This window comes from Photobacterium sp. DNB22_13_2, assembly GCF_052873915.1.
The window spans coordinates 209,349-225,021 of sequence record NZ_JBNNXU010000003.1; the positions used below are offsets into that span (position 1 = coordinate 209,349).

Annotated in this window: 17 protein-coding genes; 3 read left to right on the forward strand and 14 right to left on the reverse strand. The window is 47.9% G+C overall.

Translation table 11 applies throughout. The features are described from left to right. Window positions 1-147 precede the first annotated feature (147 nt). The 3 genes from ACVA58_RS06465 (at window position 148) to ACVA58_RS06475 (ending at window position 2,845) form a co-directional block, all read left to right on the forward strand. Window positions 148-729, forward strand: a complete 582-nt coding sequence (locus ACVA58_RS06465) for an LON peptidase substrate-binding domain-containing protein (RefSeq protein WP_446509624.1) — start codon at window positions 148-150, stop codon at window positions 727-729. A 98-nt stretch (window positions 730-827) separates the two neighbouring features. Beyond that, window positions 828-1,751: an HDOD domain-containing protein gene (locus ACVA58_RS06470; protein ID WP_446509625.1), complete on the forward strand. Its 924-nt coding sequence runs from the start codon at window positions 828-830 to the stop codon at window positions 1,749-1,751. A 194-nt stretch (window positions 1,752-1,945) separates the two neighbouring features. Then, entirely contained in the window at window positions 1,946-2,845 is a 900-nt protein-coding gene (locus ACVA58_RS06475; RefSeq protein WP_446509626.1) for a lysine exporter LysO family protein, read from the forward strand. Between the two features lie 327 nt (window positions 2,846-3,172). Here the strand turns inward: ACVA58_RS06475 and ptsG are convergent, their stop codons facing one another. From ptsG to yceD, 14 genes are all read right to left on the reverse strand, one after another. Beyond that, on the reverse strand, window positions 3,173-4,603 hold the full coding sequence (gene ptsG, locus ACVA58_RS06480) for a PTS glucose transporter subunit IIBC (protein WP_446509627.1): 1,431 nt from the start codon (window positions 4,601-4,603) through the stop codon (window positions 3,173-3,175). Between the two features lie 464 nt (window positions 4,604-5,067). After that, the gene (locus ACVA58_RS06485; protein WP_446509628.1) at window positions 5,068-5,847 is read right to left on the reverse strand and encodes a TatD family hydrolase; all 780 of its coding nucleotides are present in this window, start codon (window positions 5,845-5,847) and stop codon (window positions 5,068-5,070) included. A 51-nt stretch (window positions 5,848-5,898) separates the two neighbouring features. Continuing rightward, a complete protein-coding gene (gene holB, locus ACVA58_RS06490; RefSeq protein ID WP_446509629.1) occupies window positions 5,899-6,876 on the reverse strand; it encodes a DNA polymerase III subunit delta' in 978 nt (325 codons plus the stop codon). A 1-nt stretch (window position 6,877) separates the two neighbouring features. Further along, window positions 6,878-7,507 (reverse strand): dTMP kinase, encoded by a 630-nt coding sequence (gene tmk / locus ACVA58_RS06495; protein WP_446509630.1) that lies wholly within the window; start codon window positions 7,505-7,507, stop codon window positions 6,878-6,880. A gap of 2 nt (window positions 7,508-7,509) precedes the next feature. Then, window positions 7,510-8,520, reverse strand: a complete 1,011-nt coding sequence (gene mltG / locus ACVA58_RS06500) for an endolytic transglycosylase MltG (RefSeq protein ID WP_446509631.1) — start codon at window positions 8,518-8,520, stop codon at window positions 7,510-7,512. Further along, entirely contained in the window at window positions 8,514-9,323 is an 810-nt protein-coding gene (gene pabC / locus ACVA58_RS06505; protein ID WP_446509632.1) for an aminodeoxychorismate lyase, read from the reverse strand. Before pabC ends, mltG begins: the two co-directional genes overlap by 7 nt. Window positions 9,324-9,412: 89 nt before the next feature. Further along, window positions 9,413-10,651 (reverse strand): beta-ketoacyl-ACP synthase II, encoded by a 1,239-nt coding sequence (gene fabF, locus ACVA58_RS06510; RefSeq protein WP_446509633.1) that lies wholly within the window; start codon window positions 10,649-10,651, stop codon window positions 9,413-9,415. Window positions 10,652-10,739: 88 nt separating this feature from the next. Then, entirely contained in the window at window positions 10,740-10,976 is a 237-nt protein-coding gene (gene acpP, locus ACVA58_RS06515; protein WP_016961388.1) for an acyl carrier protein, read from the reverse strand. A 157-nt stretch (window positions 10,977-11,133) separates the two neighbouring features. Then, window positions 11,134-11,868 carry a 3-oxoacyl-ACP reductase FabG gene (fabG, locus tag ACVA58_RS06520; RefSeq protein ID WP_428652796.1) on the reverse strand — a complete coding sequence of 245 codons (735 nt, stop codon included), beginning with the start codon at window positions 11,866-11,868 and terminating at the stop codon, window positions 11,134-11,136. Between the two features lie 25 nt (window positions 11,869-11,893). Beyond that, window positions 11,894-12,817, reverse strand: a complete 924-nt coding sequence (fabD, locus tag ACVA58_RS06525) for an ACP S-malonyltransferase (protein WP_446509634.1) — start codon at window positions 12,815-12,817, stop codon at window positions 11,894-11,896. A gap of 96 nt (window positions 12,818-12,913) precedes the next feature. After that, window positions 12,914-13,870: a beta-ketoacyl-ACP synthase III gene (locus ACVA58_RS06530; RefSeq protein ID WP_446509635.1), complete on the reverse strand. Its 957-nt coding sequence runs from the start codon at window positions 13,868-13,870 to the stop codon at window positions 12,914-12,916. 5 nt (window positions 13,871-13,875) lie between these two features. After that, window positions 13,876-14,901, reverse strand: coding sequence for a phosphate acyltransferase PlsX (gene plsX, locus ACVA58_RS06535; RefSeq protein WP_446509636.1), 1,026 nt, complete (start codon window positions 14,899-14,901; stop codon window positions 13,876-13,878). A gap of 9 nt (window positions 14,902-14,910) precedes the next feature. After that, entirely contained in the window at window positions 14,911-15,081 is a 171-nt protein-coding gene (rpmF, locus tag ACVA58_RS06540; protein WP_006231206.1) for a 50S ribosomal protein L32, read from the reverse strand. Window positions 15,082-15,100: 19 nt separating this feature from the next. Next, the gene (yceD, locus tag ACVA58_RS06545; protein WP_255041421.1) at window positions 15,101-15,616 is read right to left on the reverse strand and encodes a 23S rRNA accumulation protein YceD; all 516 of its coding nucleotides are present in this window, start codon (window positions 15,614-15,616) and stop codon (window positions 15,101-15,103) included. Window positions 15,617-15,673 lie beyond the last annotated feature (57 nt).

A 15,673-nucleotide genomic window follows, 5' to 3' on the forward strand; every position in this document is an offset into this window, starting at 1 on the left:
TACGGAGCAAAAAATAAGCATCTTGTGGCAATTTCGACCGTATTTTTTGGGGTGAAAGTTGAACGAATATCCCAAAATATACAGTAGACACTATCTTTATTCTTATCATCATCATGCTCGTATCAGGTATCCTTATTAGGCAACATCATGAATGAAATCGCCCTTTATCCATCCAGTATCCATCTACTGCCAGGTGGCAGGGCTGCATTTACCCTGATAGAAAGTCGTTACCTGAGGATGCTGAAGGAAGCGTTAGCTCATGCGCCTCCCTTTGCCGTTTGTATGATTAACGAATCTGAGGCTGAGAGCGAACTCAAACAAATTCCAGCTATTGCAACCCAATGCGCCATCATCAACTTTGATCAGCTGGAGTCCGGCTTATTGTCTATTGTTGTTGAAGGGGTCCAGAAAATTCGTATTCATGACATTCACCTCGAACGAGATGGATTGATGAAGGGCAACTGCACACTTTATCCCAACTGGGAAAGTGCATCGTTGGAACTCCAGCATGAAGAGTTGGTTGATAAGCTACAACTCTTTTTCCAGTCCATGCCAGAGATCGGCTCCCTGTATCCGTCGCCACAGTGGGATGATATATCTTGGGTTTGCCAGCGGTGGATTGAAGTACTCCCACTTGAAGTCCACTACAAACAACTGTTGATCACGCAAGATAATGCAAAGTTAACCACCCGTTTTCTTCACAGACTGTTTCACTCGCCTGATATTTAACCAGATAAACATCCTGTAATGAATTTGTGCCATCGCTACTATCTATCCCCTCTCAGTCCCGATAGAATAGTCGTGTCCAGACTTTTCATAATACAGTAATGACTCACGTATCTTTTTTTTGGCTAAGCCCTGAAAACGACAAGATAATCAAGGGGTTAGAGTCAGAGTTTTGCTCTCTAGTTAAATCAGCCGTGCAAAAAAACCGGCTTATCCTTCCCCCTATCCCGTCCGTTCTCAGCAAACTTCAACAGCTATGCAATGACGACGAAACAACCGTCCGTGATGTTGCCGATCTACTTATCGATGATCCCGGTATCACCGCCTATATCGTCAAAATTTCAAACACCATGATGTTCAACCGGCGCAATGTCATTTGCCATGATATCTACAACGCAGTCAGTCGGTTAGGCATTTTTAGAGTAAGGGATATCATTACCGCAAAGGCCATCGAGGAGCTCAAGCTACGTTATCACTTCAGTAAAGAGTGTAACCAGTTACTCAAGCAGAGTGCCGTGCGCTCGCGTCAACTCGCAGCCACCATGGCATTGATCAGCCATGACTTGGCCAATCACGAGGAGTTTCCCAAAGAGCTAGAGCCGGAAAAAGCGCTGCTCGCAGGACTGTTTGCCGATATTGGCCTATTCAGCCTGATCCATGAATACCAGTCTTATCTTGATAGTGGCAACTATCTCGATATCGATATCGCCAAGTATGTTTTCCAGCATAGCTGCCAAGAAGCCAGCAAGGTGATCCTTAAGCACTGGGGGTTCGACGATGATTACCTTGAAGTCGCAACCAACCAACCTCTTAAACACCCAACGCTAAATGACAATACTGGCTATCTTGATGTCGCACGTATGGCCCATCACCTCCTGATGTTTAAAAGCAACGACGACGCTATCGACGAGCACCATGTCGAGCTAGATCTTGCTGGTGCCGAAGTGATGTATGATTTAACCAACCTTCCTCCGCAAGAATTTAATCTGCGCCTCAAAATGGTCATTAGCAATAGCGGCCTTTAGCGCTCTTACAGGTTCTGGCCCTGTAACTCTTCCTCCAACATACCATACCTACATAAATTGGCTGAGAATGGATATTGACCCGTTCTCAGCCTAGCTGATAAGCTGCTGAAAATAGTGATGTTGATCACCTGCTCATAAAATCGGGTTTATGGATAACCCCGTCTAATGCCCCACCGACAATAAAAAGGACCAACATGTTCTCTGGCATGCTCTATATTTTCCTGCCGCTGATTATCGGCTACTTCATTACCGTTAATAAGCCTACGGTACTGGCGTTTATCAACACCCAAACCAGCAGACTGATCTTGGTGATCCTGACCCTTATGGGACTCAGCTTGGCCGGACTGGACAATATTGGGCAAAACCTTAACCAAATCATCACTTACACATTTGTGTTTTTTTCGGTGATCAGCGCCTGTAATCTGCTTGCCCTACCGCTGCTAGACAAATTGATGCCAACCGAAACCGCACATGGCCAACAAACACTGCCCCTTCGCGACATGATTTTAGAGTCAATGAAACTCATTGTGGTGGTCGCAGGGGGGTTAATTGTCGGGCTCTTAACAGGTATTGAACTAGGCTGGGTCGATCAAGCCAGTGAAGTAATATTGCTATTGTTACTCTTCCTCATCGGGATCCAGCTCAGAAACAGCGGGATGACGTTGAAGCAGATTCTGCTCAACAAGAAAGGCATGATCATCGCCTTAACGATTATCGCAACCTCTCTGCCCGGTGGCTTAATTGCCGCATGGCTGCTTGACCTACCCTACAACCAAGGCTTAGCGATGGCGTCCGGATTTGGCTGGTACTCACTGGCGGGTATTTTGATTGGTGACAACCTTGGCCCTGTTATGGGGGGAGCTGCTTTCCTTAACGAATTATTGCGCGAACTGGTTGCACTTAGCCTGATCCCTATGATGATCAGCCGCTATCCAAGTACTGCTATTGGCTATGCCGGAGCCACCGCCATGGACTTCACTCTACCGGTGATCCAGAACTGCGGCGGAATCCGCTGTGTACCGATTGCGATTGTCAGCGGGTTTATCCTCAGCCTATTAGTGCCTATATTGATGCTGTTTTTCTTGTCGTTGTAAGAGTTGGCTATTGGCTATTGGCTATTGGCTATTGGCTATTGGCTATTGGCTAAAAGAGTTTAAGCAAAGCTATTTTTGCGTCAATTAACTCAGATCCTTGTTTACCTAAATGAGGGTACCCAAAATATCAGGTATCCTCTTTTACTCTTATCAATGCATTCCTATAACACTAGCCAATAACTGTGTGCCTTAGGCTAAGTCACTTTACTGCCAGCCAGTAGTGCCAATCTCTTTACCACTAGCCCATGGCCTAGCGCCTCTAGCCAAGCTCTTAAAAGCAAAAAGGGAGCCGAAGCTCCCTTTTGAATTATGAATTAGTAATTCGTATTAGTTGTTACGAATCCACTCATCCATGTCAGATTTCAGGTTGTCAGACTTAGTACCGAAGATAGCCTGAACACCGCCACCAGCTACAACCACACCGGCTGCACCTAGTTTCTTCAAGCGATCTTGGTCAACGTTGTCAACGCTTGCTACAGCAACACGTAGACGTGTAATACATGCGTCAAGACCTGTGATGTTGTCTTTACCACCGAATGCCATAACTAGGTCTTTCGCTAGCTCAGTACCTTCAGAAGCAACGCCTTCGCCAGCTTCTTCTTCTTCACGACCAGGTGTTTTAAGATCTAGCTTAGTAATTACAGTGCGGAATACTACGTAGTAGATTGCAGCGTAAATTAGACCAACACCAACCATTAGAACCATCTTCTGTGCGTGACCAGACAGAACTAGGAAGTCGATTAGACCGTGTGAGAACGATGTACCGTGTACAAAGCCAAGCGTGTTAGCAACAACGTATGCAGAACCTGCTAGTAGAGCATGGATTCCGTACAGTACTGGTGCAACGAATAGGAAAGAGAATTCGATTGGTTCAGTAATACCTGTTAGGAATGAAGTCAGAGCAGCTGACGCCATGATACCCATTACTTTTACGCGGTTTTCAGGCTTAGCACAGTGAGCAATTGCGATTGCAGCAGCTGGAAGACCGAACATCTTGAACATGTAACCGCCCGCTAGCTGACCGAAGCCGTTACCAGCGATACGAGAAGCTTCATCAGCAACTAGGTAACAAGTAAGAACGCCGTTCTGTGTTTCGCCTGCAGCGTTAACACAAGTACCTGCTTCGAAGAAGAAAGGTACGTTCCAAACGTGGTGTAGACCGAATGGGATCAGCGAGCGCTCAACGATACCGTAGATACCGAATGCTACTGTTGGGTTCTGGTGAGCAGCCCAATCAGAGAATGCACCGATAGCAGCACCGATTGGTGGCCAAACGATAGACAGCAGGATACCAAGACCGATAGCTGAGAAACCAGTGATGATTGGCACAGCACGCTTACCAGCGAAGAAGCCTAGGTATTCTGGAAGCTGGATACGGAAGAAGCGGTTGAAAGCCCAAGCCGCAACACCACCGACTAGGATACCACCTAGTACACCTGTATCGATTGACTCAACACCCATCACACCAGCCATTACGCTTAGTGTTGCAGTCATGATGCCGTAGCCAACGATAGCCGCAAGACCTGCAACACCGTCGTTGTTAGTAAAGCCTAGCGCTACACCAACAGCAAATAGAAGGGCCATCTGGCCGAATACTGAACCACCTGCTTGTTCCATCAGGTTAGATACGATTTCAGGGATGAAGCCAAGGTTGGCAGCACCAACCCCAAGTAGGATACCAGCAACCGGAAGTACTGATACTGGCAGCATCAGCGACTTACCGACTTTTTGCAGGTTTGCAAAAAGGTTCTTAAACATAATGTGCTCCTGAGTGAGTGTTTTATTTAGATTTTCAGTCTTTATCAGCGGCCTACCCCCGTAGCCATCTGCTGATAAGACCGTCATTTTTAATACAGGTTAAGTATAAAATGTGGTGCTAAATATAACTTGATGGCCGTCAAAATTACCAACAGGTCATGAAATATAATTTCAAAACTCAATATAGATCACAGTTGAAATTTCGACTACTAAAGACGCGAAATAAATATAAACAACTGAAATAAAAAAGAAATAACATCAAAATCAACACCTACAACAACCTGTAATTATCTTTCAGTAATGTAAGCTGTGTTACTTTACGTTACGAAGTTAACTATCAACTTTTTTTAGTGTTTTTTTCTTTTAATTGCAGGATTAATTTAATTATTTTGAATTATGTATGACGGGGAGACAAATAGTATAAAAAAAAGGAGCCTTAGCTCCTTTTATATCCCTATTCACCCTTAACTTCGTTTTGCGTGCGAAAAAAGGGTAAAGAAGTTGTTGGTGGTTACCCGTTCGACTTCATCGACCGAAACACCTTTCAGCAGGCCAATATGTTCCGCAACTTCACGCACATAAGCCGGTTGATTCTGTTTGCCGCGGTATGGGATCGGGGCAAGATACGGTGAATCCGTTTCGACCAGCAGGCGCTCCAGTGGCAACTGACTAACGACATGCTTAAGCTCAGAGGCTTTGTTGAAAGTAACAATACCCGAGATCGAAATATAGAAACCCAACTCGATAGCAGCCTGCGCCATTTCAAGGCTCTCGGTAAAGCAGTGCAGTACACCGCCACACTTTTCGGCTCCTTCTTCGCGCAAGATCTGCAAGGTATCTTCACGGGCCATGCGAGTATGAATAATAAGAGGTTTATTAAGCTCAACCGCCAAGCGCACATGCTGACGGAAAATCTCTTTTTGCTGCTCGGCAAGCTCTGGTTGGTAATGGTAGTCAAGGCCAGTTTCACCGATAGCTACCACACGCTCGTGCTGGGCAAACTCTTTCAGCGTCTCGAAATCAAAGCCTTCTTCAATATCCAGAGGATGGACACCGCATGATGCAAATACATTGTCATGCGGCGTAATCATCTCCATCATGGTTGGGAAGCTTTTCAGCGTTACACCAACCGACAGGCAGTAATCAATGCCACGGGCTTTTGCCTTGGCCAACACATCATCAATCCCTGTATGAAGTTGTTCGTAATCCAATTTATCCAGGTGACAATGCGAATCAACTAGCACGTTTTTTTCCTTAATATTCTATAAAGTTACGATACCTCTCTAATAGAGGTACTATGTGTGGTTCATGAAACCTGTCAACCACTCGACAATCAAGAGCTCAGCATTCAGTCCCGGATGGCGTTCCAGTTTCTGATACAAGGTATTGGCTTGTCTGGTTTGCTCAATCAGGGTCATGGGTGCAATTGCCCCGGCAGCCTGCTCGACCAATGGCAAAGATTCACTGTGGACCAAATGCGACGTCACACCCTGCTGCCACTTCATGCAATCAACAAGGAAGTAACTCAGCCATTTCAGGCTGTGGTGGCCTTCTTTGGTACATAAACCAGCGACATCATATAAGCCGAAAAAGGGTGGGCGCAAAAATTCAGCAAAGGCAGTCAATAACTTCCCATAACGGATGTCTTGTCCCTGCTCGATAAACTGCTGGGTCGCAATCGGTGCTGAGCCATTAAGCCTAACAGTCTCCAGTTTGATGCTTTGCATCAACTGCTTTTCCACCCAACGCTTGGTTTCCTGCTCTTGCGGCATCGCCAACCGCCATTTGTTACAGCGGCTATTGATGGTAGGCAACAAGTTATCCAGCGATGATGCCAACAAAACAAACTGGCAGCCCGATGGAGGCTCTTCCAAGGTTTTCAGCAGTGCATTTGCCGCCGCTTCCCCCATGGCATCCGCACCATCGATCATGATAATCCGCTCACCACCAAGCTGTGAGGTTTCAACAGCCCAGCGGTTACATTGCCTGACCGCGTCAACGCCGATCTGCTTGCCTTCTTGCACAGGGGCAATTACATGAAAATCAGGGTGGGTGCCAGCTTCAAACAACTTACAGCTATGGCATACACCACAAGACTCACCACCAGCTCCTGCTGCCCCATTCTGGCACAGCACGGTTTTTGCCAAGTGTCTAGCGAGCGCTTCTCGTCCGCTACCGTTAGGCGCCACAAGAAGGATAGCATGATGCATCCGTCCCTGTGCCAGTAGCTGTTGCCAACCTTGCCATACGTTTTCCTGCCACGGATAAAGCATGTTACCGCTGCTCCAGCCAGTGTTTTACCGCACCGCGAATATCAGCCGTAACGACTTCTAGCGACTGGCTAGCATCGATAATGACAACACTAGGATCGGCTTCTGACAATTCCAAAAAACGGGCACGAGCACGGTGGAAAAAGTCAATATTCATTTTTTCGATACGATCCAACTCGCCGCGGCCACGAGCGCGCTCAAGACCAAGTACCGGGTCAATGTCCATATATATAGTAAAATCAGGACGAAAATCTCCCAGCACCGTATCACGGAGGCTCTCCATGACGGCACGGTCAAAACCACGACCACCACCTTGGTAGGCTTGAGAAGACATATCATGGCGATCACCAACCACCCAACGGCCTTGGTTCAAGGCCGGTTTGATCACGTTTTCGACCAATTGCGAGCGAGCGGCATAAAGCAGTAACAGCTCCGCCATGTCTGTCAAAGGCTCATCAGGGTGACCTTCCTTGACCAAGGCTCGCATTTGCTCGGCCAGCGGTGTACCGCCCGGTTCGCGGGTCGACGTAAACTCTTCGATCCCCTGCTCAGCCAACACTTGGGTCACTTGCTGGATGGCAGTGCTTTTCCCTGCGCCTTCCAGCCCTTCAATTACGATAAATTTACCAGTCATTATTATTTTCTTAATGTTCTTAGATATTCACGCACAGCACGGTTATGTTCTGTCAGTGTTCTCGAAAATTTATGGCCGCCTTTGCCATCAGCCACAAAGTAGTAATAGGTACTGTCATCCGGGTTCACGGCAGCCAGCACAGACGCTTTGCTCGGCATAGCAATCGGTGTTGGTGGTAAGCCGAAAATGGTGTAGGTGTTATACGGTGTCGGCTTACGCAGATCACGCTTGCGGATATTCCCTTCATAGCTATCGCCCATGCCATAAATGACCGTTGGATCCGTCTGTAGGCGCATTCCTTTATGGAGGCGGTTCATAAATACCGATGACACTAAGCCACGCTCATCATCAACCGCAGTTTCTTTTTCGATGATCGAGGCCATGATCAATGCTTCATAAACATTCTTCAGTGGAATTTCGGCATCACGCTCGTCCCAGACGGTACCCAGTAAGCTTTGCATATCACGGTACGCTCGGCGCAGAAGTTCAAGATCTGATGTACCTGCAGTGTAATGGTACGTTTCTGGTAGTAAGAAACCTTCAAGTTTTTCAACGTCAGCGCCCAGCGCCTTGGCGATATCGGCTTCACTCATACCTTCGGTTGCATGGGTCACATGAGGAGCCTGCTGTAGTTGAGCAAGCCAATCAACGAAACGTTCGCCTTCAACCAACGTGATAGCAAACTGGTATTCGCGCCCAGAAGCCACTAAAGCCAACACGTCTTTCAGTGTCATTGCAGGGGCAATTTGGTAGGTACCTGACTTCAAGTTTGCCAGTTGCGGTTCTAGCCTTGGGATCCATCGCGTCCATGGCGACTCAACTATGATGTCTTGGCTAGCCAACTGATTGAGCAATCCACGGTATGATGTTCCGGCTCTTACCGTCAATAAGACTTCTTGTTGGTTTCCCACTTGTACATCAAGTGATGACTTCACTTGCTGATACGACCAACCCAGTCCACCGGCAGCCACTAGGCCCAGCAGGATTACAGCAATCGCCAATTTCTTTAGCACGAATACAACCTCTTGTTCAACTCACCCAGCAAGGTCTGCTGGGTAAATGTTATTCCATTGATTTCATTAATCGGCACTAACGCCATAAGGGCATTAGTAATAAAGACTTCATCAGCACAAAGCAAGTCATCGAGCGGCGAATTGACAATTTCTAAACAATAATCCAGTTCAGTTACCAACTGTAATATATGCCGTCGCATCACTCCCCTCACCCCAGACAGTTTTAAGCTTGGTGTATATAACGTGTTGCCTCTGCGCCAAAAGATATTCGAAGCAATAGATTCCACCACATTGCCAGTGACATCCAGCACCACGGCATCCAACCACTGGTTCTGCTCTGCCTCCCGCTTGAGCAGCACTTGCTCAAGCCGATTAAGGTGTTTGTACCCAGCGAGCATCGGCGAGTGCGACAAGCGTTGCTGGCAAATTCCCAAGACAATACCGTCTTGCTGCCACTGTCGGTAATGTGTGGGCCACGTAAACTCCGACACAATAACTTGTGTATCAGCACAGCCAGAAGCACTGTAACCTCGGCCACCGCTTCCGCGGCTTATCAACACCTTCAAACCACCCTTGTCCGGGTAATGGGTTGCAAGCTTATTGACGGTTACAGCTAATTCATCCCAGTCAGGCTCGGTAATATCCAGTAACGCGAGCGTTTCCTTCAACCTTTCGAGGTGAAAGAGCCACAACCGGATTTCACCACTTTCTACCAGCATAGTCGTAAAACAGCCATCACCGTATTGCAGCGCCCTATCGGTAACCGATACATGGTTGTCAGATTTTCCGTTGATCAGGATCATCAAGTTTCCTGCTCGATTTATTCAAAAGATAGATAAAAAAAAACGGCCCGGTGCATAACACCAGGCCGTTCTATGATAACAGGTTATCGCTAGATTTTCTTGAACAGCAATGAGCCGTTTGTACCACCGAAACCGAACGAGTTACACAATGCGTACTCAAGGTTAGCCTGACGCGCTTCACCTGGTACATAGTCCAGATCACAGCCTTCATCAGGATTTTCAAGGTTGATTGTAGGCGGAACAACCTGATCAATCAGCGTCATCGCCGTGATGATAGCTTCAACAGAGCCCGCAGCACCCAGAAGGTGACCTGTCATAGACTTAGTCGAAGACACCAACACTTTGTCAGCCGCCGCACCCATTGCACGCTTGATGCCAAGCGTCTCAGCCACGTCACCAGCAGGGGTGGATGTACCGTGTGCATTGATGTAGCCGATCTTATCAGCATTGATACCCGCGTCACGGATACATGCTTCCATTGCCAATGCGCCACCAGAGCCATCTGCGCTTGGCGATGTCATGTGGTAAGCATCTCCACTCATGCCAAAGCCAACAAGCTCAGCATAGATTTTCGCACCACGTGCTTTTGCGTGCTCGTATTCTTCAAGCATCATCATACCGGCGCCGTCGCCAAGTACGAAACCGTCACGGTCTTTGTCCCACGGGCGAGATGCACCCTGAGGATCGTCGTTACGGGTAGATAGTGCTTTCGCAGCTGCGAAGCCACCCATACCTAGAGGTGTAGATGCTTTCTCAGCACCACCTGCTAGCATCGCATCGGCATCACCGTATGCGATCATACGTGCAGCATGACCAATGTTGTGAAGGCCAGTTGTACACGCGGTAGAGATTGCGATGTTTGGACCACGTAGACCATGCATGATCGACAGGTGGCCAGCAATCATATTTACAATTGTTGATGGAACAAAGAATGGGCTGATTTTACGCGGGCCCTTTTCCATCAAAGATTGATGGTTAGCTTCAATTAAGCCAAGACCACCAATACCAGAACCGATAGCAACACCCACGCGGGCTGCATTTTCTTCAGTAACTTCAATACCAGAGTCATTTAATGCTTGCACGCCTGCTGCAATGCCGTATTGGATAAACAAGTCCATTTTACGGGCATCTTTCTTCGTCATGTATTCTTCACAATTGAAGTCTTTGACCAAACCAGCAAAACGAGTAGCGAATGCACTAGCATCAAAATGTTCAATAGTGCTGATACCGCTAGTACCGGCTAGAAGTGCTTTCCAAGATGATTCAACAGAATTACCTACCGGTGACAGCATACCCATGCCAGTAACAACTACGCGACGCTTAGACACGATTTATTTCTCCGGGAATTGAGGATAAAACAGATTTCAATAGAAAAAGTCAGGCGGTCATGGTGACCGCCTGGGGGGAGTTCTTTAATTACTCAGAAGCGCCAACAACGTAGTCGATTGCAGCTTGTACTGTAGTAATTTTTTCAGCTTCTTCGTCTGGAATCTCAGTGTCGAATTCTTCTTCAAGAGCCATTACTAGTTCAACTGTATCTAGAGAGTCAGCGCCTAGATCGTCAACGAAAGATGCTTCGTTCTTAACTTCAGCTTCGTCTACACCTAGTTGCTCGATGATGATTTTTTTTACGCGTTCTTCGATGTTGCTCATTAATCTATTTCCTTAAAACAAGAATTCGCTAATGCGATTTGCTGTAGTTTATTCAATACTGCAAAAGTTGCAATACTCAAGATGCTGGTCAAACCACGATTTTCAGTGAAAACAAGTTGAGTTTGACTTGCATCATCAAGTTATGCAACTTTTTTGATTAAATCATGTACATGCCGCCATTGACGTGCAATGTTTCACCGGTCACATAACCAGCATCTTCAGAGGCTAGGAAAGCCACAGCGGCTGCAATTTCACGCGGATCGCCAAGACGGCCAGCCGGAACACCAGACAGTGTCGCGGCGCGCTGATCGTCTGTCAGAGCCTTGGTCATGTCCGTTTCAATGAAGCCCGGAGCCACAGCATTTACTGTAATGCCACGAGAAGCCACTTCACGAGCCATCGATTTGGTAAAGCCAATCAGACCCGCTTTAGCGGCTGCATAGTTAGTCTGACCTGCGTTACCCATGGTACCCACAACCGAACCGATGCTGATAATACGGCCATGACGCTTTTTCATCATTGCGCGCAATACCGCTTTAGACAGACGGAAGATAGACGTCAGGTTGGTATCCATGATGTCCTGCCACTCGTCATCTTTCATACGCATCAGAAGGTTATCACGGGTAATACCTGCATTGTTAACTAGGATGTCAACATCACCGAATTCTTCTTTGATCTGCTTAAGTACAGCTTCAATAGATTCAGGGGAAGTGACATTCAGCGCAAGGCCTTTACCATTGTCACCCAGATAAGCGCTGATCGCTTCTGCGCCGCTCTCAGAGGTTGCGGTACCGATAACTTTCGCACCGCGTTCAACCAAAATCTCGGCAATTGCACGGCCGATACCACGGCTCGCACCTGTTACCAGCGCAATTTTTCCTTCCAGGCTCATTGTTAATCCTCTTTGATGAAATTGGTTACTTGGCAGCGTCAAGGCTAGCGATGTCGTTGACCGCTGCGCTGCTCATTGAACGATTAATTCGTTTGGTTAGGCCAGTCAATACTTTGCCAGGGCCAAACTCAAGCAGAGACTCGATACCCTCACCGGCCATGCGCTCAACAGACTCGGTCCAGCGTACAGGGCTGTGCAGCTGCTTAACTAGCGCAGCCTTAATTGCCGCAGGATCCGTCTCAGTCGCCACGTCAGCATTGTTGATAACCGGTAGTACTGGTGCTGAGAAAGTAATGCTCTCCAGCGCTTCTGCCAGCTTATCAGCAGCAGGCTGCATCAGTGCACAGTGTGAAGGCACAGACACAGGCAGCGGCAACGCACGCTTGGCACCTGCTTCTTTACAAAGTACATTCGCACGTTCAACAGCGTCTTTGTTACCTGCGATAACAACTTGGCCTGGAGAGTTAAAGTTTACCGGTGAGCACACCTGATCTTGCGCGGCTTCTGCACACGCCTTTGCAATAGCGTCGTTGTCCAAACCGATAATGGCAGACATTGCACCAACACCCGCTGGTACTGCTGCTTGCATCAACTGACCACGTAATTCAACCAGTTTAACCGCATCTTTGAAATCGATAACACCAGCACATACTAATGCTGAGTACTCACCAAGGCTGTGGCCTGCCACTACTTCAGGTTGGGCACCGCCAACCTCCTGCCATACACGCCAGATAGCAACTGAAGATGTCAGCAGCGCAGGTTGGGTGCGGTGAGTTTGGTTTAGGTCTTCAGCTGGGCCGTTTTGTACCAATGCCCACAGGTCATAACCTAATACTTCAGATGCCTCAGCAAAAGTTTGCTTAACCACATCATACTGCTCAGCCAATTCAGCCAGCATACCTACGGCTTGAGAGCCTTGACCCGGAAATACAATCGCGAACTTAGACATTCGAGAATCCTTATTCTATGTAACTGAAAACTCAGTTTTGCTAAATCGGGCGAGATGGCAACGCCAATCCGCCCAAACTAAATATAAAGAAGGTGCTTAGAACTTCACTAGCGCCGAACCCCAGGTGAAACCACCACCGAAGGCTTCAAGCAGCAATGTCTGGCCACGCTGGATACGGCCATCACGTACCGCTTCGTCCAGTGCCGTTGGCACGGTTGCCGCCGAGGTATTACCGTGACGATCAAGGGTGACAACAACCTGATCCATCGACATCGAAAGCTTCTTCGCTGTCGCTTTGATAATCCGCAGGTTAGCTTGGTGCGGTACCAGCCAATCCAGCTCGGACTTATCCATGTTGTTGGCTGCCAAAGTGTTTTTAACCAAGTTAGATAGTTGGGTTACAGCTACCTTGAACACTTCGTTACCGGCCATGTATAACCACTTATCATCACTGAAGTCTTTACCGTGCTCAGGCAAGCCAAGGCTTAACAGCCCACCAAAGTGGCCATCAGCATGAAGGTGGGTCGAGATAATACCCGGCTCTTCGCTGGCACCGATAACAACAGCACCAGCAGCATCACCAAACAGGATGATCGTCGAACGATCATTTGGATCACAACGATGCGATAACGCATCAGCACCAATCACCAGGACGTTTTTCGCCATACCTGTTTTGATATGCTGATCGGCAACACTCAACGCGTAGACAAAACCAGAGCAAGCAGCAGCAATATCAAACGCCGGACAGCCTTTGATATCGAGCATGCCCTGAACCTGACAAGCCGCCGATGGGAACGCGTGGCTCGCACTGGTCGTCGCAACGATGATCAAGTCAATGTCATCTTTCTCAATGCCTGCCATCTCAATAGCATTCAATGAAGCCTGATACCCCATCACCGCGACAGTTTCGTCTTCGGCGGCAATGCGACGCTCTCGGATACCGGTGCGAGCGACAATCCACTCGTCATTGGTTTCGACCATGTGTTCTAAGTCGGCATTAGAACGTACTTGCTCTGGCAGATAGCTGCCAGTACCTAAAATTTTGCTATACATGAAGACTAATAATGCCTCTCGAGTAAGACTTCTTCCAAACGATCACTGATTTTTGTCGGTATTTGTCGTTTGACCTCGTGTACCGCTTCACCAATCGCATTAGTAAAGGCGGTTGTATCAGCACTTCCGTGGCTTTTCACCACAATACCGCGCAATCCTAACAGACTCGCGCCGTTATACTGGTCGGGGTTCAACTGTTTCAAGCTGTTAAATAGGTCACTAAATAGCCACCTCGCTATCAACCGTTTCAGTGGATTACCGTAAATAGCACGTTTAATCGCACCAATAAATAGGTTTGCCACCCCTTCACTGGTTTTAAGGCTGACATTGCCTACAAAGCCATCACAGACAATAACATCGGCTTTACCACTGTAGAGCTGATCCCCTTCGATATAGCCGATGTAATTGATATCCGGTGACTCGGCCAGCATCTCAGCACAGCGCTTGACGAGATCGTTACCTTTGATCTCCTCTTCACCGATATTGAGCAACGCAACCCGGGGGGGCGTCACATGGCCTTGTTCAGCAAGCACCGCCCCCATTACCGCGAACTGGAACAAGGTATCGGCATCGCATGACACATTGGCCCCTAAGTCTAGCAGCCAGGTCTTGGTCTCGTTCTGAGTTGGAATAGCAGACACCAGCGCGGGACGATCCACTCCGGGTAATTGCTTGAGGATATAACGAGACAAAGCCATCAAAGCCCCGGTATTACCAGCGCTGACACAGGCATTAGCAGTGCCTTCGGAAACAGCTTCCAAAGCGGCGCGCATGGATGATCCCTGACTCCGGCGCAAAGCCTGAGAAGGACGGGTATCGTTTGCGATGACGTGATCGCAATGGACAATGCGAAGACGAGAGTGATTCGTTTGATTCAGGAGGGATAGTTGGGTAGTGATCGCACTTTGATCACCAAATAATATGACTTTGAGCTCAGGGAATTGCAACAGTGCCTGCACGGAGGCAGGCACTGTTACTTGAGGACCGAAATCCCCACCCATTGCATCAAGTGCAACGGTTAGACCATTCAAGGCTCAACCTTACTTGTTGATAACCTTGCGGCCACGGTAGAAACCGTCAGCTGTCACGTGGTGACGTAGGTGAGTTTCACCACTTGCAGAATCTACAGACACAGCTGCAGTTGTTAGTGCATCGTGTGAACGACGCATGCCACGTGCTGCACGTGATTTTTTGCTCTTTTGTACGGCCATTAACCCTACTCCTGTTAAATTACTTACTTAGATTTTTCAATACTGCAAACGGATTCGGACGCTCATCAGCAACGGGGATCTCACCAAAAGTCATGTTTCCGCTGGCTTTGCAGTCAGCTTCCTCATGCATAGCGACTTGAGGTAATTCCAGAATCAATTCGTCTTCGACGATTTGAACCAGATTGATCTCACCATTTTCGTCGACATCAGCCGGCTCATAAGCTTCCGGTAAATCGTCTGCTGCCTCTGGTTTGAGGAGCGGACTGTAACAGAACTCAACACGATATTCGTGTTTGAATCCTTCCTGACATCTCTGACAGGTCAGCATCACTTCAACATCTGCGCTACCGCGCATAAATGCGATTCGACGCTGATCCAAGTCAAATGACAAGGTGACGTTTGCATCACGTGTTACGCTCTGCGTTGACTCGGTCAAACGCTCAAGTAGTTCGGCTTTGATGATGCCATCATAGTCGAGTTTTTTTTGAGCAGCGCGAACCGGGTCAACCGTAAGCGGCAATTTTACCTTTTGCATAGGGCGCGAATATTAGCCTTGTAATCAGTTTGAGTCAAAGGAAATGTGCGTGAATTA

Bases quoted from the DNA above. Each gene is read 5' to 3' on its own strand.
- yceD (WP_255041421.1), bottom strand. From the start codon at position 15,616: ATGCAAAAGGTAAAATTGCCGCTTACGGTTGACCCGGTTCGCGCTGCT.
- holB (WP_446509629.1), bottom strand. From the start codon at position 6,876: ATGCTTTATCCGTGGCAGGAAAACGTATGGCAAGGTTGGCAACAGCTA.
- acpP (WP_016961388.1), bottom strand. From the start codon at position 10,976: ATGAGCAACATCGAAGAACGCGTAAAAAAAATCATCATCGAGCAACTA.
- ACVA58_RS06475 (WP_446509626.1), top strand. From the start codon at position 1,946: ATGTTCTCTGGCATGCTCTATATTTTCCTGCCGCTGATTATCGGCTAC.
- pabC (WP_446509632.1), bottom strand. From the start codon at position 9,323: ATGATCCTGATCAACGGAAAATCTGACAACCATGTATCGGTTACCGAT.
- rpmF (WP_006231206.1), bottom strand. From the start codon at position 15,081: ATGGCCGTACAAAAGAGCAAAAAATCACGTGCAGCACGTGGCATGCGT.
- fabD (WP_446509634.1), bottom strand. From the start codon at position 12,817: ATGTCTAAGTTCGCGATTGTATTTCCGGGTCAAGGCTCTCAAGCCGTA.
- fabG (WP_428652796.1), bottom strand. From the start codon at position 11,868: ATGAGCCTGGAAGGAAAAATTGCGCTGGTAACAGGTGCGAGCCGTGGT.
- ACVA58_RS06530 (WP_446509635.1), bottom strand. From the start codon at position 13,870: ATGTATAGCAAAATTTTAGGTACTGGCAGCTATCTGCCAGAGCAAGTA.
- ptsG (WP_446509627.1), bottom strand. From the start codon at position 4,603: ATGTTTAAGAACCTTTTTGCAAACCTGCAAAAAGTCGGTAAGTCGCTG.
- ACVA58_RS06470 (WP_446509625.1), top strand. From the start codon at position 828: ATGACTCACGTATCTTTTTTTTGGCTAAGCCCTGAAAACGACAAGATA.
- ACVA58_RS06465 (WP_446509624.1), top strand. From the start codon at position 148: ATGAATGAAATCGCCCTTTATCCATCCAGTATCCATCTACTGCCAGGT.
- tmk (WP_446509630.1), bottom strand. From the start codon at position 7,507: ATGACTGGTAAATTTATCGTAATTGAAGGGCTGGAAGGCGCAGGGAAA.